At 71.6% G+C, this 17,979-nt stretch carries 16 protein-coding genes; 6 read left to right on the top strand and 10 right to left on the bottom strand.

What is annotated here, in order from left to right:
- Positions 1-110 precede the first annotated feature (110 nt).
- Positions 111-611: a metallophosphoesterase gene (locus PBV52_RS01325; protein ID WP_274236387.1), complete on the top strand. Its 501-nt coding sequence runs from the start codon at positions 111-113 to the stop codon at positions 609-611.
- A 255-nt stretch (positions 612-866) separates the two neighbouring features.
- Here PBV52_RS01325 and PBV52_RS01320 read toward each other — a convergent pair whose 3' ends face one another.
- From PBV52_RS01320 to PBV52_RS01290, 7 genes are read right to left on the bottom strand one after another with little or no spacing between them, the layout of a single operon-like run.
- Positions 867-1,487, bottom strand: a complete 621-nt coding sequence (locus PBV52_RS01320; protein ID WP_274236386.1) for an SRPBCC family protein — start codon at positions 1,485-1,487, stop codon at positions 867-869.
- Positions 1,488-1,498: 11 nt separating this feature from the next.
- Positions 1,499-2,623 (bottom strand): XdhC family protein, encoded by a 1,125-nt coding sequence (locus PBV52_RS01315; RefSeq protein ID WP_274236385.1) that lies wholly within the window; start codon positions 2,621-2,623, stop codon positions 1,499-1,501.
- The gene (locus tag PBV52_RS01310) at positions 2,616-3,818 is read right to left on the bottom strand and encodes a VWA domain-containing protein (protein WP_373921806.1); all 1,203 of its coding nucleotides are present in this window, start codon (positions 3,816-3,818) and stop codon (positions 2,616-2,618) included. The genes PBV52_RS01315 and PBV52_RS01310 overlap by 8 nt, the downstream gene beginning before the upstream one ends.
- Before the next feature lie 5 nt (positions 3,819-3,823).
- Entirely contained in the window at positions 3,824-4,699 is an 876-nt protein-coding gene (locus PBV52_RS01305) for a MoxR family ATPase (protein ID WP_274249212.1), read from the bottom strand.
- A 36-nt stretch (positions 4,700-4,735) separates the two neighbouring features.
- Positions 4,736-5,590, bottom strand: coding sequence for a xanthine dehydrogenase family protein subunit M (locus PBV52_RS01300; protein WP_274236384.1), 855 nt, complete (start codon positions 5,588-5,590; stop codon positions 4,736-4,738).
- Positions 5,587-7,953 carry a xanthine dehydrogenase family protein molybdopterin-binding subunit gene (locus tag PBV52_RS01295; RefSeq protein ID WP_274236383.1) on the bottom strand — a complete coding sequence of 789 codons (2,367 nt, stop codon included), beginning with the start codon at positions 7,951-7,953 and terminating at the stop codon, positions 5,587-5,589. The genes PBV52_RS01300 and PBV52_RS01295 overlap by 4 nt, the downstream gene beginning before the upstream one ends.
- Complete coding sequence (locus tag PBV52_RS01290) at positions 7,950-8,420, bottom strand: (2Fe-2S)-binding protein (protein WP_274236382.1); 471 nt, start codon at positions 8,418-8,420, stop codon at positions 7,950-7,952. Before PBV52_RS01290 ends, PBV52_RS01295 begins: the two co-directional genes overlap by 4 nt.
- A 253-nt stretch (positions 8,421-8,673) precedes the next feature.
- On the opposite strand from PBV52_RS01290, the gene PBV52_RS01285 reads away from it, so the two are divergent.
- The 4 genes from PBV52_RS01285 (at position 8,674) to PBV52_RS01270 (ending at position 14,057) form a co-directional block, all read left to right on the top strand.
- The gene (locus tag PBV52_RS01285) at positions 8,674-10,680 is read left to right on the top strand and encodes a translation factor GTPase family protein (protein ID WP_274236381.1); all 2,007 of its coding nucleotides are present in this window, start codon (positions 8,674-8,676) and stop codon (positions 10,678-10,680) included.
- Positions 10,681-10,724: 44 nt separating this feature from the next.
- Positions 10,725-11,378 carry a tetratricopeptide repeat protein gene (locus tag PBV52_RS01280; protein ID WP_274236380.1) on the top strand — a complete coding sequence of 218 codons (654 nt, stop codon included), beginning with the start codon at positions 10,725-10,727 and terminating at the stop codon, positions 11,376-11,378.
- Between the two features lie 97 nt (positions 11,379-11,475).
- Positions 11,476-13,335 carry a cellulase family glycosylhydrolase gene (locus PBV52_RS01275; RefSeq protein ID WP_274236379.1) on the top strand — a complete coding sequence of 620 codons (1,860 nt, stop codon included), beginning with the start codon at positions 11,476-11,478 and terminating at the stop codon, positions 13,333-13,335.
- Positions 13,336-13,400: 65 nt separating this feature from the next.
- Positions 13,401-14,057 carry a nucleotide disphospho-sugar-binding domain-containing protein gene (locus PBV52_RS01270; RefSeq protein ID WP_274236378.1) on the top strand — a complete coding sequence of 219 codons (657 nt, stop codon included), beginning with the start codon at positions 13,401-13,403 and terminating at the stop codon, positions 14,055-14,057.
- Positions 14,058-14,085: 28 nt separating this feature from the next.
- Here PBV52_RS01270 and PBV52_RS01265 read toward each other — a convergent pair whose 3' ends face one another.
- Positions 14,086-15,342 carry a YncE family protein gene (locus PBV52_RS01265; protein ID WP_274236376.1) on the bottom strand — a complete coding sequence of 419 codons (1,257 nt, stop codon included), beginning with the start codon at positions 15,340-15,342 and terminating at the stop codon, positions 14,086-14,088.
- 234 nt (positions 15,343-15,576) lie between these two features.
- Here PBV52_RS01265 and PBV52_RS01260 point away from each other — a divergent pair, with 234 nt between their 5' ends.
- Positions 15,577-16,239, top strand: a complete 663-nt coding sequence (locus PBV52_RS01260) for a TetR/AcrR family transcriptional regulator (protein ID WP_274236375.1) — start codon at positions 15,577-15,579, stop codon at positions 16,237-16,239.
- Positions 16,240-16,276: 37 nt separating this feature from the next.
- Here PBV52_RS01260 and PBV52_RS01255 read toward each other — a convergent pair whose 3' ends face one another.
- Together PBV52_RS01255 and PBV52_RS01250 are read right to left on the bottom strand one after the other, a co-directional pair.
- Positions 16,277-16,603, bottom strand: a complete 327-nt coding sequence (locus PBV52_RS01255) for a PepSY domain-containing protein (protein ID WP_274236374.1) — start codon at positions 16,601-16,603, stop codon at positions 16,277-16,279.
- A 128-nt stretch (positions 16,604-16,731) separates the two neighbouring features.
- Positions 16,732-17,943, bottom strand: coding sequence for a glycosyltransferase (locus tag PBV52_RS01250; RefSeq protein WP_274249210.1), 1,212 nt, complete (start codon positions 17,941-17,943; stop codon positions 16,732-16,734).
- Positions 17,944-17,979: the final 36 nt, after the last annotated feature.

The following is a 17,979-nucleotide window of genomic DNA, read 5'->3' as shown; positions in this document are numbered from 1 at the left end:
CCCCTGGGGGTCGCTGGGCGTTTGCGTCGGATTGCGGCGTTCGTGGCCAAATCCTAACCCTGCCACGCCTTTTGTCCACTGCTCAACGATCGATGCCGTACGTTGACGCCGTGCGCCTCCTGCTGATGTCCGACACCCACCTGCCCAAGCGCGCCAAGGCACTGCCTGATCCGCTGCTCGCCGAACTCCCGCGCGCGGACGTCGTGTTCCACGCCGGGGACTGGGTCGACGCGGCCACGCTCGACCTGTTGGAGAGCCGCTGCGCCCGGCTCGTCGGGGTCCACGGCAACAATGACGGACCGGACCTGCGCGCCCGGCTGCCGGAGGTGGCGTACGTCGAGCTGGGCGGTCTGCGCTTCGGCGTGGTCCATGAGACCGGGCCCGCACAGGGCCGCGAGACGCGCTGCGCCGCCCGGTTCCCCGACCTCGACGTGCTGGTCTTCGGGCACAGCCACATCCCCTGGGACACCACCGCCCCGGCCGGCCTGCGCCTGCTCAACCCCGGCTCGCCGACCGACCGCCGTCGCCAGCCCCACTGCACCTACATGACCGCCGCCGTGGCCGAGGGCCGCCTCACGGACGTGGAACTGCACCGGCTGCCACCGCGCTGACAGCCGGCGTCAACGGGGCACGCGCCTCAACAAGATCCGGGCCGCCCCATGCGAAGGGAAGCGGCCCGGACTCGGTAATGCGCTGTCATGGACCTCCTTCCCGCTCAGAGGCGTTGTTCGGGGGCACGTATGCCTCCTTGTGGAGCCCCGTACCCCTTCTCGCCCGCCTTACACCCCCGGAATCGAGTCACTCGCGGGCTCATCGGGACGCCGGGATCAGGAGGTGTGACGCCGGGACCAGGTGTGACGCCGGGATCAGGCGCGGTGGGCCCGCCGCCACCGCAGGATGCGCGCCACCCCGAGCACCACCCCGAACACCACGCCTGCCGTCACCACCGCCATCGCGGCCCGCTTCGCCACCGGCACCCCGGCCGTGCGGAGCAGATCGAGCGGCTGCTCCAGCTGCTCCTCGGCCACCGCCGCACCCCCCGCGGGCTCGGTCAGCCGCTGTGACAGGGACGCGGCGAACTGCCCGACCAGCCGGTCACCCACCTCGGCCATGACCCCACGCCCGAACTGCGCCGGCCGCCCGGTCACGGTGAGATCGGTGTCCACCGACACGGCCGTACCGCCGTCGCGCTCGCTGAGCGTGCCGGTCATCGTGGCCCGTGCGGTGCCCTGCCCCCGCGTCTCCCGGCCACGCGCGGTCAGCACCATGTGGTGCGCCGACTCGTCCTGCTCCTCGAAGACCGCGGTGCCCTTGTACGTCACGGTGATCGGGCCCACCTTGACCTTCACCGCGCCGGTCACGGTCTTGCCGTCGTACTCCTCGACGCTCGCCCCGGGCATGCAGGGCGCGACGCGTTCGATGTCGAGGAGCGTGCGCCAGGCCTCGTCGACCGGGACGGGGACGGTGAACTCGTGGTGCAGTTCCATGACTTCCTCCCTCATGCTCCCCGCGGGCGCACCCGCGTTCCGTGCGGATGGATGGCGCCGGCGGTCGCCGTCAGCGGAGTGCCGCTGCCGCCCCAGCGCAGGGCGACGATCTCGGCGGCGACGGACACGGCGACCTCCTCGGGCGTACGGGCCCCGAGGTCGAGCCCGACCGGGGAGCGCAGTCGGGCCAACTCGTCCTCGCCGAGCCCGGCTTCGGCCAGCCGCTTCATCCGGTCGTCGTGTGTAAGGCGGCTGCCCATCGCCCCGATGTACGCCGCCGGCCGGCGCAGTGCCTCTTCGAGCAGCGGTACGTCGAACTTCGGGTCGTGGGTGAGCACGCAGATCACGGTGCGTTCGTCGGTGTCGGTGCCGCTCAGATAGCGGTGCGGCCAGTCCACGATCACCTCCACGCCGTCCGGGAAGCGTTTCGGCGTGGCGAACACCGGGCGGGCGTCGCACACCGTGACCCGGTAGCCGAGGAAGTCGCCGATGCGGGCGACCGCGGCCGCGTAGTCGATCGCGCCGAACACCAGCATGCGCGGCGGCGGCGCGAAGGAGTGCAGGAAGACGGTGACCGCGTCCTCGCGGCGCTCACCGCGGGGACCGTAGTGCCGCGAACACGTGGCGCCGAGGGCGAGTTCACCGCGCGCGTCGGCGGTGACCGCCACGTCGAGGCCGGACGTGCCGAGCGTGCCCGCGACCCGGTCCGGCCACACCGCCAGCGCCGCTCCGCGCGGGGCGGGCCCGTCGGTCACCGTCGCCACGGTCACCGGCCGGCCCGCCGCGACCGACTCCGCGACCTCGCCGAAGGAGGGATCCGAGACGGCCGTGACCGGACGCACGAGCAGGGTGATCTCGCCGCCGCAGGTGAGCCCCACCGCGAACGCGTCCTCGTCGCTGTACCCGAAGGTCTCCAGCCGCGCCTCGCCGCTCGCCACCACCTCCTGCGCGAGTTCGAAGACGGCCCCTTCGACACAGCCGCCGGACACACTGCCCACGACCTCGTCGTCCGGTCCCACCGCCATCGCGGCGCCGGGGTCGCGCGGGGCGCTGCGGCTCGTGGCGACCACCGTGGCGAGTCCGAACGGCGCGCGGGCCGCGTACCAGCCGCCGAGCACCGGGAGAATGTCACGCATCGACCGCTCCTCTCACCACCGCCGCCAGCCGCTCCAGGGCGGCCAGGCTGTGCCCCTCGACGAAGGCGTCCACGCTCGGCAGCGCCGCCGCCATCCCGGCCGCCAGGGGCGCGTAGCCGGGGCGCGCCTTGCGCGGATTGGCCCAGATCACCCGGTGCGCCAGCCGGTGCAGGCGGCGCATCTGGGCCGCCAGGAGCTCCGGGTCGCCGCGCTCCCAGCCGTCGGACAGCACCACCACGATCGCACCGCGCGCCATGCCGCGCTGCCCCCAGCGATCCAGGAACGCCCGCAGCAGCTCGCCCAGCCGGGTACCCCCGCGCCAGTCGGGCACCGCCGCCGCGACCGCGGCCATCGCCAGGTCCGGATCACGGTGCGACATCTGCCTGGTCACCCGGGTCAGCCGGGTGCCGATCGTGAACACCTCGGTGCCTCGTGTGTGGGCGGCCGCGTGCGTGAAGCGCAACAGCGCATCTGCGTACGGCGCCATGGAGCCGCTGACGTCCACGAGCAGCACGACCCGGCGGGGCCGCTCCGCCCGCGCGTGCCGCCGCAGGCGTGCGGGCTCCCCACCGCGCCGCAACAGCTCCCGCACCGTCCGGTGCGGATCGACCTCGCCGCGTCTGGCCGGGCTCCGGCGCGCGGAGCGGCGTGTCTCGCCGCGCAACGCGAACGCGGCCAGCAGCCGGCGCACCTGCTCGCGTTGGGCGGCGTCCAGGTCGGCGACGTCGCGATGGCGCAGGACCTCGGCGGTGCTGGCCAGGGAGGCCGTCGGCGGGGCCTTGGGCTCGGCACTTGCGGAGGTGCCGGTGCCGCCGCTGACGACCAGCCGCAGTCGAGGTGGGGGAGGAGTGGGCACCGTACGGCTGACCCGCTCACCGCCACCGAAGCAGGCAGCGAACACCCGCTCGTACCGCTCCAGGTCGTCCCGGTCCCCGCACAGCGTCAGCCGCCCCGCCCAGTACACGTCGGCCCGCAGCCCCGGCCGCAGGACGTCCACCGCGCACAGGAACGCGTGCACCCGCTCGGCACTCGCGTCGACGCCCGCCGCGCGCAGGGCACGGGCGAAGCCCAGAAGCGCGGCGTCCGCGGCGAACACGCCCGTCACGCCCGTCACACCTGTCATGCCGGTGCCGCCTGTCATGCCGGTGCCGCCTGTCATGCCGGTGCCGCCTGTCATGCCGGTCCCGTCAGTCATGCCGGTCACGCCCCTCGCGTCGCGAGCACCGCCGCGAAGTCCAGCCCCCGTGCCCGCTCGGCGTCCTCCCGGTACTTCAGCACCGAACCCAGCGTCGCCACCGCCAGCTCCGCGTCCACCTCGCTCGCGCCCAGCGTGTCCAGGGCCTCGGCCCAGTCGATCGTCTCGGCGACACCGGGCGGCTTGAGCAGGTCCTGCGCGCGCAGCGCCTGCACCAGGGCCGTCACCTGCTCCGCCAGCCGCGCCGACACCTGTGGCAACCGCCGCCGCACGATGGCCAGTTCGCGGGCGAAGCCGGGATGGTCGAACCAGTGGTACAGGCACCGCCGCTTGAGCGCGTCGTGGACCTCGCGCGTGCGGTTGGAGGTGAGCACGACCACCGGCGGCACCTCGGCCCGCAGGGTGCCCAGCTCCGGAATCGTCACCGAGTACTCCGACAGCAGCTCCAGCAGGAACGCCTCGAACTCGTCGTCGGCCCGGTCGATCTCGTCGACCAGCAGCACGGACGGCTGGGTCTCCAGGGCGCGCAGCAAGGGCCGGGCGACCAGGAAGCGCCGGTCGTACAGCTGACCCTCAAGAAGGTCGGAGTCGGTGACGCCGGCGGCCTCGGCGGCCCGTAGGTGCAGCAGCTGACGTGGGAAGTCCCAGTCGTACAGGGCCTGCGAGGCGTCGATGCCCTCGTGGCACTGCAACCGGATCAGCGGGGCGTCGAGCGCCTCGGCGAGGGCGGAGGCGAGCGCGGTCTTGCCGACGCCCGCGTCGCCCTCGCAGAAGAGCGGCCGGCCGAGCCGCAGGGCGAGGAAGCAGGCGACGGCCAGCCCGTCGTCGACGAGGTACCCCGTCGCCTCCAGGCGGTCCCGCACCTGCTCCGGGCCGTCCATGCCGGTGATCGACCCGCCCACGCCGGTGATCGCCGCTCACCCCATCCCGGCGGCCGCCAGCACCGCCCGCTTGGTGAGCACCCGCGCCAGATGCGCCCGGTACTCGGGTGAGGCCGAGGTGTCCTGGGACGGCCGGGTGCCCTGTGCCGCCTCCTGGGCGGCCTGCGCCACGGCGTCCGGGTCCCCGGCGCCGGACAGCGCCTCCTCGGCGGATGGGGCCCGCAGGGGCGTGGTGCCCATGTTGGTCAGCCCGACCCGTGCCTCGGCGATGTGCCCGTCGTCGCGCCGTACCAGCGCGGCCACGCCGACGATGGGCCAGGCCTGGGCGACCCGGTGGAACTTCTCGTAGCGGAAGCCCCAGCCGTCCGCCTTCGGGATCCGCACCTCGACCAGCAGCTCGTCGGGCGCCAGCGCGGACTGCAGATAGTCGACGAAGAACTCCCGCGCCGGGATCGTGCGCTGCCCGCGCGGTCCCTGGGCCACCAGCTCACCGTCCATCACCAGTACCACCGCGGGCAGGTCTCCGGCCGGGTCGGCGTGTGCGAGCGAGCCGCCGAGGGTGCCGCGATGCCGTACGGCCGGGTCCGCGACCGTCGAGGTGGCGGCCGCCAGCAGTCCCGCGTGCCGCCGGACCAGCGGATCCGCGATGACGTCGTGGTGCGTGGTCATCGCACCGATGACCAGCGTGTCGCCGTCCTCCCGCACCCCGCGCAGCTCGGGGATGCGGTTGACGTCGACGACCAGTTCCGGGAAGGCCAGCCGCAGCCTCATGAGCGGCAGCAGGCTCTGCCCGCCGGCCAGCACCTTGGCGTCCTCGCCCGCGTCGGCGAGCGTGCGCACCGCCTCGTCGACGCTGCTGGGACGGGCGTACTCGAATGCGGGGGGAATCATGCCGACGTCTCCTTCCCGGAGCGAACGGCCTGCCAGACCCGTTCGGGTGTGCAGGGCATCCGGATGTCCTGGACACCGAAGGGGCGCAGGGCGTCCACGACCGCGTTGACCACGGCGGGCGTCGAGGCGATCGTGCCCGCCTCGCCCACCCCCTTGACGCCCAGGGGATTGGAGGTCGCCGGTGTCTCGGTGCGGTCGGTGACGAACTCGGGCAGGTCCGGGGCGCCCGGCACCAGATAGTCGGCCAGCGTGCCGGTGACCAGGTTGCCGTCCTCGTCGTACAGGGCCTCCTCGTACAGTGCCTGGGCGATGCCCTGCGCGATGCCGCCGTGCAGCTGGCCCTCCACGATCATCGGGTTGATCACCTTGCCGACGTCGTCGACGCACACGTACGACCGGATGTGCACGGCACCCGTCTCGGTGTCGACCTCGACCGCGCACAGGTGGGTGCCGTGCGGGAACGAGAACGTGTCGGGGTCCAGGACGTGCTCGGCGTTGATCGACGGTTCCATGCCGTCGGGCAGGTCGTGCGAGGCGAAGGCCGCGAAGGCCACCTCCTGGATGGTCTTGCGGGCTTCGGGAGAGCCCTTGACGGTGAAGGCGCCGTCCGCGAAGTCGAGGTCCGCCTCGCTCGCCTCCAGCAGGTGGGCGGCGACCTTGCGGGCCTTGTCCACCACCTTGCGTGCCGCCTCGTGGACGGCGACGCCGCCGATGACGAGTGAGCGCGATCCGTAGGTGTCCATGCCGTGGGGCGCCAGCATGGTGTCGCCGTGCATCACCTCGACGTCCTCGAACGGCACCCCGAGGGCGTCGGCGGCGATCTGGCTCCAGGACGTCACATGGCCCTGTCCGTGCGGACTGGTGCCGGTGACGACCTCGACCTTGCCGGTGGGCAGCACCCGGATGCTCGCCGCCTCCCAGCCGCCCGCGGCGTAGCGCATCTCGCCCAGCCAGCGGCTCGGCGCGAGGCCGCACATCTCGGTGTACGTGGAGACGCCGATGCCGAGGCGTACGGTGTCCCCGTGGTCGACGCGGTCGGCCTGCTCGGCGCGCAGCTTGTCGTAGTCGAACAGGGCGAGCGCCTTGTCGGTGGCGGCCTCGTAGTTGCCGCTGTCGTAGGTGAGCCCCGCGATCGTGGTGTACGGGAACTCCTCGTGCCGGATCCAGTTGTGGCGCCGCAGGTCGACGGGGTCCATGCCGAGTTCGGCGGCGAGGTCGTCCATGATCCGCTCGATCGCGTACGTGGCCTCCGGGCGGCCCGCTCCGCGGTAGGCGTCGATCGGGGTGCGGTTGGTGAAGACGCCGGTGCAGGAGAAGTCGTAGGCCCCCATCTTGTAGATCGCCGGGTACATGGAGGCGCCGAGGACCGGGATGCCCGGGCTGAGCAGCATCAGGTAGGCGCCCATGTCGGCCAGCAGCGAGACCTTCAGGCCCAGCACGGTGCCGTCGCTGCGGGCGGCGATCTCGATGTCCTGGACCTGGCTGCGGCCGTGGTGGGTGGCGACGTTGGCCTCGGAGCGGGACTCGGTCCACTTCAGGGGCCGGCCGAGGCGCTTGGCCAGCACGAGGGTGATCACTTCCTCGCCGTAGACCTGGAGCTTCGAGCCGAATCCGCCGCCCACGTCGGGGGCGACGACGCGGATCTTGTTCTCCGGGATGCCGGTGGTGACGGCGAGCAGGACCCGCAGGACGTGCGGGATCTGGGTGGAGGAGTAGAGGGTGAAGTCGCCGGACGCGGCGAGCGGGGTGACCACGACGGCGCGGGGCTCCATCGCGGTCGGGATGAGGCGCTGCTGGTGGTAGCGACGGGTCACGACGACGTCGGCCCGTGCCTTGGCGGCGGCGTAGTCGCCGCTCGCGGAGTGGTAGTCGTAGCAGCGGTTGGTGCCCTTGTCGGAGTGGACCAGCGCGGTGCCCTCGGCCAGCGACCCCTCGATGTCCAGGACGGCGGGCAGCGGGGTGTAGTCGACCTCGATGGCCTCCAGTGCGTCGGCGGCCGTGTACCGGTCGCGGGCCACCACGACGGCCACCGGGTCGCCGGCGTAGCGCACCTCGTCGACGGCGATCGGCGGGTGGTCCGGCACGACGGTGTCCTCTGCGACGGGCCAGGCGCACGGCAGCGAGCCCATCGCCTCCGCGAGGTCGCGTCCGCTGAACGCGGCGATGACGCCGGGGAGTTCGAGGGCCGCCGACACGTCGACGCGGTCGATGCGGGCGTGCGCCATCGGGCTGCGCAGGATCGACAGGTGCAGCAGTCCGTTGACGCTGATGTTGTCGGTCCAGTTGGTCTGCCCGGTGATCAGGTGGGCGTCCTCCTTGCGGGTCCGGGCGCGGCCGACCTCGCGTTCGACGGTCTCGCTCATGCCGTGACCTCCTCCTCGGAGACGTCCAGCACCGCCCGCACGATGTTCTGGTAGCCGGTGCAGCGGCAGAGATTGCCCTCCAGGCCGTGCCGTACCTCGTCCGGCGTGGGATGGGGGTGCTCGCGCAGCAGATCGCGGGCCGCCATGATCATCCCTGGGGTGCAGTAGCCGCACTGCAGCGCGTGCCGCTCGTGGAAGGCCCGCTGCAGGGCCGTCCAGTCGCCGTCGTGGGCCAGTCCCTGGACGGTGGTCACCTCGCACCCGTCCGCCTGGACGGCGAGCACGGTGCAGCTCTTGACGGCGGTGCCGTCCAGTTCGACGGTGCAGCTCCCGCAGCTCGTGGTGTCACAGCCGATCGGGGTGCCGGTCAGACCGAGGCGGTCGCGCAGATAGTGGATCAGGAGGAGGCGGGGCTCCACGTCGTCCTCGTACGTCGTGCCGTCCACCTTCACCGAGATGTGAGTCATGTGCCCTCCAGAGGCCGATCGGGGGGAGAGGGGGAAACATCGGCCGGGCGTGATGTACGTCACTCTATGGCTGTGGCGGTGACGCGGCGAGTGCTGCGGGCAGGGTTCGTTGAGCATTAATCCATTGCCTGTGCGGGGCCTGTCCTGCTGCACTGCACGGGACCCGTCGCCACACACAGAGGAGCAGCAATGCGCACTGCGTTCATGTCCCCCCAGGAAGGAACGACCCCCACTTCAAAGGACATGACGCTTCGTGCACTTGCTCAACCTCGGGATCCTCGCCCATGTCGACGCCGGTAAGACCAGCCTGACCGAACGCCTGCTGCACACGGCAGGCGTGATCGACGAGATCGGCAGCGTCGACGCCGGGAACACGCAGGCCGATTCCCTCGCGCTGGAGCGGCAGCGCGGCATCACCATCAAGTCCGCCGTCGTCTCCTTCGCGCTGGACGACGTGACGGTCAACCTCATCGACACCCCCGGCCACCCGGACTTCATCGCCGAGGTGGAGCGGGTGCTCGGCGTCCTCGACGGCGCCGTGCTGGTCGTCTCCGCCGTGGAGGGCGTCCAGCCGCAGACCCGCGTCCTGATGCGCACGCTGCAACGGCTGCGCATTCCGACCCTCGTCTTCGTCAACAAGATCGACCGACGCGGTGCGCGGTACGACGCCGTCCTGCGGGCCATCTCGCAACGGCTGACGGCGGCCGTCGTGCCCATGGGAACGGCCGCTGCCCTCGGCACACGGGACGCGCGCTTCCTGCCCGGCCTCGGCCCGTCCGCGCTGGACGTCCTCGCCGACCTCGACGACGACCTGCTGACCGCCTATGTCGAGGACACGGTCTCCCATGACCGCCTCCACGCCGCGCTCGCCGACCGGACCCGGCAGGCCTTCGTCCATCCGGTGTACTTCGGCTCCGCCGTCACGGGCGCGGGCGTCGACGCGCTGATCGGCGGGATCAGGGAGTTGCTGCCCGCCGCGGGCGGTGACCCCGACGGACCGGTCTCGGGGACCGTCTTCAAGGTGGAGCGGGGTCCGGCGGGGGAGAAGGTCGCGTACGCGCGGATGTTCTCCGGGACCCTGCACACCCGTGACCGGATCCGCTTCGGCGCGCCCGGCGAATCGAGCGACGCCGGCGGCCTCGCCGACCTGCGCACCGAGGGCCGGATCACCGCGGTCAGCGTCTTCGATCACGGCGCGGACGTCCGGGACGATCTGGTGGCGGCGGGCCGGATCGCCAAGCTCTGGGGCCTGGGCGACATCAGGATCGGCGACGCCCTCGGCGAACCCCGCAAGACGCACGGGCACTTCTTCGCGCCGCCCACCCTCGAAACCGTCGTCGTCCCGGGCGACGGAGCGGACCGGCGCGCCCTGCACCGTGCGCTCACCCTGCTCGCCGAACAGGACCCGCTGATCGACCTGCGCCACGACGAGGTACGGCAGGAGACCTTCGTCTCCCTCTACGGCGAGGTACAGAAGGAGGTCATCCAGGCCACGCTCGCCGACGAGTTCGGCCTCGACGTCACCTTCCGCGAGACGACGCCGCTGTGTGTCGAGCGGCCGGTCGGCTCGGGCGCGGCGGTCGAGTTCAACAAGAAGGACGGCAACCCCTTCCTCGCGACGGTCGGCCTGCGCGTCGACCCCGCCCCGGTCGGGTCCGGCGTGGCCTTCCGGCTGGAGGTGGAGCTCGGCTCCATGCCGTACGCCTTCTTCAAGGCCGTCGAGGACACCGTCCGCGAGACCCTCGGCCAGGGCCTGCGCGGCTGGCAGATCCCCGACTGCACCGTCACCATGACCCACTCCGGCTACTCACCCCGGCAGAGCCACGCCCACCAGGGCTTCGACAAGAGCATGTCCAGCACCGGCTACGACTTCCGTGGCCTCACCCCGCTGGTCCTGACCGAGGCCCTGCGCCGGGCAGGCACCCAGGTGCACGAGCCGATGCACCGCTTCCGTATCGAGGCCCCGGCCGACACCCTGGCCGCCCTGCTGCCGGTGCTGACCAGGCTGCGCGCGGTGCCGCAGAGCACGCAGACGCGCGGCACCTGCTGCTCGCTGGAGGGATCGGTGCCCGCGGCCCACGTGCACGAGCTGGAGCAGCAACTACCCGGGCTGACGCGCGGCGAGGGTGAGCTGGAGAGCACCTTCGACCACTACGCCCCCGCCGCACGCGGCACCGTCCCGGAGCGACGGCGCACCGACCTCAACCCGCTGAACCGCAAGGAGTACCTGTTGAACCTGACGCGCAGGGTCGGCGGCTGAAAAGTCGTTGGGAGGGTGAGGGACGGCTTTCGTACGATCGCCGGATGACTGCGGACACACGGATAGAGCAAGCCCAACTCCTTTACGAGCGTGCGGTGTTCGGAGGTGACAGCAGTGCGCTGGCGCCCGCCGAGCGAGGGCTCGACGCGGTCGAGGCGGATCTCGCCCTGACCCGCGGCAAGGTCGTCCATGCCCGATTCCTCGAGGAGCGGGTCGAGGACGCGCGGGAGCTGGAGCTCTTCGAGCGCGCGGCGCGGCTGTACGAGCGGCTCGGCGACGTGCGGGGCGAGGGGGAGGCGCTGTTCTGGGTCGGCACCTTCCACCAGGTGGTCCGTGACGACACTGAGGCGGCCCTGCCCGCCTTCACCCGCGCCCTCGACCTCGCCACCCGGGCCGACGACCGGCTGACCATGTCGTACGCCCTTCGGCACCTGGGCTTCGCGGAGCACATGGCCGGACGGCTCGATGCGGCGCGAGACCGTTTCGAGGAGTCCACCCGGCTGCGCCGCGAGCTCGGATTCCTGCCGGGAGTGGCCGCCAACCTGATCGGGCTCGCCTACGTCGCGGCCCAGCAGGACCGGCGGGAGGAAGCCGCGGAACTCCTCCGGGAAGCGGTGGAGTCGGCCGAGAAGTCCGGGGCGGAAGGTGTCCTGCGGTGGGTGGCCGAGGCTCGTGAGGACCTCGATCTGCCCGGGTAGGGACGGCAGGGATGAGACCGGCGTGCTGGCCGAGACAGAACTTACTCCAGAGTCAGGGGTGTTGACTGTGTCCTGAAATCACCGGACTGTAGTGGACATGCCGAATATCCGGACGCGTCTGCTCGTTGTCCTGGTCGTCCTTTTCGGATCCCTGACGGTGGCGGGCCCCACTCCCGCCACCGCCGCGACCCTTCCCGACTCCCTCTGGTTCGACGAAACGCCCCTCACCGTCCAGAACGGCCGCTTCACCGACGGAAACGGCCGCGAGGTCGTGCTGCGCGGCTACAACGTCTCCGGCGAGACCAAGCTGGCCGAGAACAAGGGCCTGCCCTTCGCCTCGGTCGCCGACGCGAAGAAGTCCGCGACCGCGCTGCGCGCCCTCGGCGGCGGCAACTCGATCCGCTTCCTGCTGTCCTGGGCCTACGCGGAACCCGTACGCGGCCAGGTGGACACCACGTATCTGGCCGCCGCCACCGCCCAGATGCGCGCCTTCCTCGACGCGGGCATCCGCGTCTACCCCGACTTCCACCAGGACCTCTACTCCCGCCACCTGTTCGATCCGGACAGCTGGTACACGGGCGACGGCGCCCCCAAGTGGGCCGTCGACGCCGGGAACTACCCGGACGAGAACTGCGGGATCTGCCTCTTCTGGGGCCAGAACATCACCCAGAACGAGGCCGTGAAGCAGGCGTCGCACGACTTCTGGCACAACGCGCACGGCCTCCAGGACGCCTTCCTGGCCACCGCCCAGAAGACGATGGCGTACGTCAAACAGAACGTCTCCGCCGCCGAGTTCGCGGGCGTCGTCGGCTTCGACCCCTACAACGAACCGCACGCCGGCACCTACGACTCCGGCCAGACCAGCCGCACCTGGGAACGCGACATCCTGTGGCCCTTCTACGAGAAGTTCCGGTCCCGCATGGACGCGGCCGGCTGGCAGGACAAGCCGCTCTTCGCCGAGCCGAACCTCTTCTGGAACGCCAACATCGACTTCCAGAAGCAGGAGGGCGGACTACTGGACGCGGGCACGCTCGGGCCGCGGTACGTCTTCAACACCCACTTCTACGACCAGAAGGCCATCTCGGGCGTCTTCATGTGGGGCAAGGCGGCCGACGGCCAGTACGCCGGCGACTTCGGCACCGTCCGCGACCGCGCCTCGGCCACGAAAACACCCGCGATCGTCAGCGAGTTCGGCCACCCACTGGCGGGATCGGTCTCCGACAAGGCACCGACCGTGCTCAAGGCGATGTACCAAGCCCTCGACTCCCGGGTCCCGGGCAAGAGCTGGTGGTCCGACCCGGCCGGCTCCGGCCCGGTGCTCTCCGGTTCGCAGTGGCAGTGGGACATCTACAACGGACGCCACCACGAGCTGATGAACGACAACCCCGACAAGGTCCTCACCACCGGTGACGCCTGGAACGAGGAGGACCTGTCCGCCGTACGCCTCGACGACTCGGGAACACCGGTGCTGCGGCAGGACGCCCGGCTGCTGGACCGCCTCTACCCGAGCGCCACGTCCGGCGCGACGGTCGCCTTCACCTACGAGGACCGCTCCCGGGACGGCGACACGACCCTGACCTGGAACCCGGTGCCCAGCTCACTGCCGAACGTCGCGCAGCTGGTGGGGTCGGGACAGTACGGGCTGCTGCTCTGGCGCTCCAACAGCGGCACGGCGCCGACCGAACTGCACCTTCCCGCGTCCTTCCCGACCGGGTCCGCCACGGTGGTCTCCGACCTGGGCACGGCGTACGCGCCGCCGTCGTACACCGCGGCCACCCCGGTCGGCGTGGCCGCGGAACCGGGCGGCACGGGAAGCCGCCGCCTGCTGCTCACCGACTCGGACTCCGGCGTCCTGCACTACGCGCTGGTGACGAACGGGGCGAGCGCTCCCTCGACCGCCCTGTTGAACGCCGCCCGGTCCGAGCTCTCCGCGTGGGCCGCGCGGACTGCCGGATAGGCAACGTCGTTCGACCCTCCCCTTACGTCGGGCTGCACGCTGTACGCCGACGAAAGGGCAGGTGAATGAGCTACTCCGTGGGGCAGGTCTCGGCCTTCGCCGGGGTGACCGTGCGCACGCTGCACCACTACGACCGGGCGGGACTGCTCTCGCCCAGTGGCCGCAGCGGCGCCGGTTACCGGCTGTACAGCGACGCCGACCTGGAGGACTTCCTCGCGGCCGGAGCGCGCCCGGTGTTCGTCGGCTTCGGCAGTAGGGCGGGCGGCCACGGTGAGCGGCTGAGCGAGATCGCCGTCGAGGCGCTGCGCCGCGCCGGGTTGCGCGGGATCCTCCAGGCGGGCAGCGCCGGACTCGCGGCCGACGCCGACGCCGACGCCGACGACGTCCTGACGATCGGCGACGTACCGCACGACCTGCTGTTCCCGAGGGTGGCCGCGGCGGTCCATCACGCCGGGGCGGGCACCGCGGCGGCAGCTCTGCGCGCCGGGGTCCCCGCCGTCCCGGTGCCGGTGGCGGCGGACCAGCCGTTCTGGGCCGGGCGGCCGGCCGCGATCGGTGCGGCCACCGCCCCGGTCCCCTTCGCGTCCCTCACCGCCGAACGCCTCGCCGACGCGCTCGGTCGGGCCGTACGGCAGCAGGCGTACACCCGGGCCGCCTCGGTCGCCGCGCGGCACATGGCGGCCGAGGACGGTGTGGGTGCGGTGCTCAAGGCCCTGGGCTGAGCTCAAAGGGCCCCGGTCCCTGGGCTGCTCAGCCGGTCGACGGGCTGGTCCAGTCGGCCGGTACATGAGCCAGCCGGACCCGCTGCGGGTGGTCGCCGACCGGGACGGACACCTGCTTCTTGCCGGTGGCGAAATCGATGGCCGTGACCTGGTCGGTGCCGCTCTCGGAGACCACGCAGGACTTGCCGTCGCCGCTGACCGTGGCCCAGTAGGGCTTGGAGGCGGTGACGAGCGGGCCCTCCTGGAGGGTGGTGCGGTTGACCACGGTCGCGTAGTCGTCCATCGTGCCCGCGACGCACAGTTTGCTGCCGTCGGGGCTCATCGAAAGGCCGTGGTGGCGTGAGTCGTTGACGAAAGTGGTGCGGTCGTCGCTGGTCGCCGCGTTCTTCGGCAGGGTCTTCGTGCGGGTGATCTTGTCGGTGGCCAGGTCGTACTCGAAGAAGCCGTTGAAGAACGACACCTGGAAGTACAGCTTCGACTCGTCCGGCGAGAACACCGCGGGCCGGACCGCGTCGGAGTAGTCCGTGAGACCGATCGCGTCCAGGCGCGGGCGCATGTCGATGACTTTGACCTGCTGGTACGTGGTCGCGTCGACGACGGTGATGCGCCGGTCGCCCTTCGTCCAGTCCAGCCACGGGGCGTCGGTCTGTGTGTTCACGTCGCCGATCGCCATGTTGTAGATGTACTTGCCGTCCTGGGTGAAGATGTTCTCGTGCGGCTTGTCGCCGGTGGCGAACTTGCCCAACTCCTTTCCGGAGTTGATGTCCAGCACGTGCACGGTGTTGGCGGTCGAGGCCGACACCGCGACCCGCTTGCCGTCGGGGGAGACCGCCATGTGGTCGGCGCGGTAACCGGACACGGAAAAGCGCCAGTTGATGGCACCGGTGGCCAGATCGATGGAGACCACGTCGGCGAAGCTCGGCCGGGAGACGACCATCGACGTGCCGTCCGGCGTGGAGTACATGTCGTCGACGAACTGGTCGTGGCCCTCGCCGACGCTGTTGCGGATCGCCATGAAGTAGATCCACTTGATCGGATCGGCGTTGATCTCCGCCATCCGCTCGTCCTTGTCGGGGACGACATCGATCCGGCCGATCTTCGCGAAGTCGCCGGAGGACTTGATGACATCGGCGGTGCCGTCCCAGTTGTTGCCGACGAACAGCACCTCACGCAGGGCGGCGGCGGAGGAGTCGGCGGCGGCCGTGGCGGCGGTCGCGGGGGCGGTCACGGTCAGGGCGAGGGCGGCGGCTACGGAGCACAGGTGCCTGGGTCTGATGGCAGGCATGACTGCTCTCTTCCTCTGAGGTGGGGCGTCAGGAGTGGGGCATGGCAAGAGCGGGACGGTGACTCCGAAGCACGGTGAAACTCCGAAGCACGGTGAGCTCCGAAGCACGGCGAATCTGAACACCGGTGCTTTCAGAATCAACTTACTGAAAAGTAAGGAGGGGGTGCCCTTCTCCACAAGACTGCGTACACGACAAAATTGGCCGTCGGGTCGGCGAGGCGGTGGGAGGACAGTGTGGCGGGCAGGCTCAAGGCGCCCACCGGCCGCTACGGCGGCAAGTCGGCCGAGGAGCGACAGGCCGAGCGGCGGCGCCGCTTCCTCGACGCCGCGCTCCAGCTGTTCGGCGACAGCCCCGGTTACCGGGGCACGACGGTCGCGGCGCTGAGCGAGGCCGCGGGCCTGTCGACGCGTCAGTTCTACGAGGAGTTCCGCACGCTCGAGGACGTCCTGGCCGCCCTCCACCTCCAGGTCAACGCGTGGGCGGAGGAGGCCGTTCTGGCGGCGGTGACCGGCGCGGAGAACCTGCCCCTCGCCGAACGCGCCACCGAGATCTTCCGCGCGTACGCCGCGAACGTCACCTCCGACCCGCGCCGCATCCGCATCACCTTCGTCGAGATCATCGGCGTCAGCCCCCGCCTGGAGGAACAGCGCCTCGCCCGGCGCGCCCGCTGGGTCGAACTCGTCTGCGCCGAGGCGGCGTTCGCCGTCACCCGTGGCGAGGCGGTGCCCCGCGACTACCGCCTCGCCGCGACCGCGTTCATCGGCAGCGTCAACGGGCTGCTGCACGACTGGAGCGCGGGGTGGGTGGACGCGACCCTCGACGAGGTCGTCGACGAACTCGTCCGCCTCCTCCTCGGCATCCTGCAGCCGGCCGGCCCACGGCTTGCCGGGCCCTGACACAGGGGCTCGACGGTGGTGCCGGCACCGTCGGGGATCAGTCCTGGTCGTTCTTCTCGCTCTCGCTGTCCGCCGAGCTGCCGATGACCTTGAAGTCCTTGTCGAGGTGGACGTCCGTCTGCTTGCCGTTGCCGAGCGTGACCTCGACCTCGTAGTACCCGTCCTCGTCGCCGACCTCGGTGTCCGTGACCTTGCCGCCTCCGGTGTGCTCCAGCGCGGCGGCGCTCGCCCTGTCGAGCGCGCTTCCCGTGATGGGCTTCTCGGAGTCGTCCCCGCCGGCGGTGGCCACGGCGAGCCCGGTGCCGCCGCCGATGAGCGCGGCAGAGATCACGCCTGCGACGATCCACTTGCCCTTGTGCCTCATGTCCACTCCCTGTGCCGCGCGGTGCCGCGCCCGCCCTGTCGGGCGGTCTGGCCTGTGCTTCCAGGATGCGATGCCGCCGCTGAACGCCTGCTGAACGAAGCTGAACGGCGATTCAGCTCTGCTTCGCCTCAGCCCTGGAGCCGGTTCAGCGCATCGAGGACGGGAGCCACGCCGTCCTCGGCGCGCAGTCGCTCGGCCAGGGTCCGGGCGCGACGGCCGTAGGACGGATCGCCGGTCGCCTGCCGCAGGGCGGCTGCCAGCGCCTCGGCCGTGAGGTTCCGCAGCGGTACGGCGCCGGGTGCCACGCCGAGGGTGACCAGGCGACCGGCCCAGAAGCCCTCGTCGAACTGGATCGGCACCGCAACGGCCGGCACCCCGGCGCGCAGCCCGGCAGCGGTCGTGCCCGCCCCGCAGTGGTGGACCACGGCCGCCATCCGCGGGAACAGCGCGGAATGCGGCACCTCACCGATGGTCAGTACGTCGTCCCCGGCGGCCTCCAGGCCACCCCAGCCCCGCTGGATCACCCCGCGCAGCCCGGCCCGGCGCAGGGCGCCCACGACCTCGGCACTCAGCCGCGCCGGATCCGGCACGGTCGCGCTGCCCAGGCCCACGAAGACCGGCGGTGGACCCGCGTCCAGGAAGTCCCGTAGTTCGGGCGGGAGTTGGGCCTCACCGTCGTACGGCCACCAGTAACCCGTCACCTCCAGGCCCGGCCGCCAGTCGTGCGGCCGGGGCACCACCAGGGAGCTGAAGCCGTGCAGTACGCGGCCCCCGTGCGTGCCGCGTGCCTTGCCGCGAGACAGCCCCAGGCGTGCCCGCAGGTCCGGTACGGCTGCCGAGAAGACCCGCTCGATGGCCAGCTGCACGCCGTGCCCGGCGACCCGGTTCCCGACGGCTCCCCAGGAGCGGCCCCCGAGCATCGGCGGACCGAACTCCCGGGTGGGGGCGAGCGGTTGCAGGGGGACGTCGATGCTCGGCAGCGACAGGCCCTCGGCGATGACCTGCCCCAGCGGCGCGGTGGAGCCCGCCAGGAGCAGGAGGTCACTGGACCGGGCGGCGGCCAGCATGTCGTCCGTCATCCGGCCGGCCAGGGTCCGTGCCATCCCCACCACGCGCACCAGCTTGCCGACGCCGGTCGCGCTGCGGTGCAGATTGCGGCCGCGCGCGGACTCCAGTTCCGCCCGTGGATCCAGCGGCATCGGATGGAAGCGTACGCCCGACCCGGCGACCAGCCGCTCGAAGCAGCCGTGCGTGACCAGGGTGACCTCGTGTCCGGCCCGGGACAGGGCGTGCCCGAGTCCGGTGTAGGGGGCCACGTCGCCCCGGGAGCCCGCCGTCATGATCGCTACGCGCACGTCGGCCAGTATGGCGGCGCC

Origin of the sequence: Streptomyces sp. T12 (genome assembly GCF_028736035.1) — a bacterium.
Classification (GTDB): Bacteria; Actinomycetota; Actinomycetes; order Streptomycetales; family Streptomycetaceae; genus Streptomyces.
The sequence above is the reverse complement of the archived record's forward strand: the minus strand, read 5'-3'. Positions and strand labels throughout refer to the sequence as shown.

Excerpts from the sequence above, each read along its gene's own strand:
- PBV52_RS01275 (WP_274236379.1), top strand. The coding sequence starts at position 11,476 with ATGCCGAATATCCGGACGCGTCTGCTCGTTGTCCTGGTCGTCCTTTTC.
- PBV52_RS01315 (WP_274236385.1), bottom strand. The coding sequence starts at position 2,623 with ATGCGTGACATTCTCCCGGTGCTCGGCGGCTGGTACGCGGCCCGCGCG.
- PBV52_RS01280 (WP_274236380.1), top strand. The coding sequence starts at position 10,725 with ATGACTGCGGACACACGGATAGAGCAAGCCCAACTCCTTTACGAGCGT.
- PBV52_RS01255 (WP_274236374.1), bottom strand. The coding sequence starts at position 16,603 with ATGAGGCACAAGGGCAAGTGGATCGTCGCAGGCGTGATCTCTGCCGCG.
- PBV52_RS01310 (WP_373921806.1), bottom strand. The coding sequence starts at position 3,818 with ATGACTGACGGGACCGGCATGACAGGCGGCACCGGCATGACAGGCGGC.
- PBV52_RS01250 (WP_274249210.1), bottom strand. The coding sequence starts at position 17,943 with ATGACGGCGGGCTCCCGGGGCGACGTGGCCCCCTACACCGGACTCGGG.
- PBV52_RS01300 (WP_274236384.1), bottom strand. The coding sequence starts at position 5,590 with ATGATTCCCCCCGCATTCGAGTACGCCCGTCCCAGCAGCGTCGACGAG.
- PBV52_RS01320 (WP_274236386.1), bottom strand. The coding sequence starts at position 1,487 with ATGGAACTGCACCACGAGTTCACCGTCCCCGTCCCGGTCGACGAGGCC.
- PBV52_RS01265 (WP_274236376.1), bottom strand. The coding sequence starts at position 15,342 with ATGCCTGCCATCAGACCCAGGCACCTGTGCTCCGTAGCCGCCGCCCTC.
- PBV52_RS01290 (WP_274236382.1), bottom strand. The coding sequence starts at position 8,420 with ATGACTCACATCTCGGTGAAGGTGGACGGCACGACGTACGAGGACGAC.
- PBV52_RS01270 (WP_274236378.1), top strand. The coding sequence starts at position 13,401 with ATGAGCTACTCCGTGGGGCAGGTCTCGGCCTTCGCCGGGGTGACCGTG.
- PBV52_RS01295 (WP_274236383.1), bottom strand. The coding sequence starts at position 7,953 with ATGAGCGAGACCGTCGAACGCGAGGTCGGCCGCGCCCGGACCCGCAAG.
- PBV52_RS01305 (WP_274249212.1), bottom strand. The coding sequence starts at position 4,699 with ATGGACGGCCCGGAGCAGGTGCGGGACCGCCTGGAGGCGACGGGGTAC.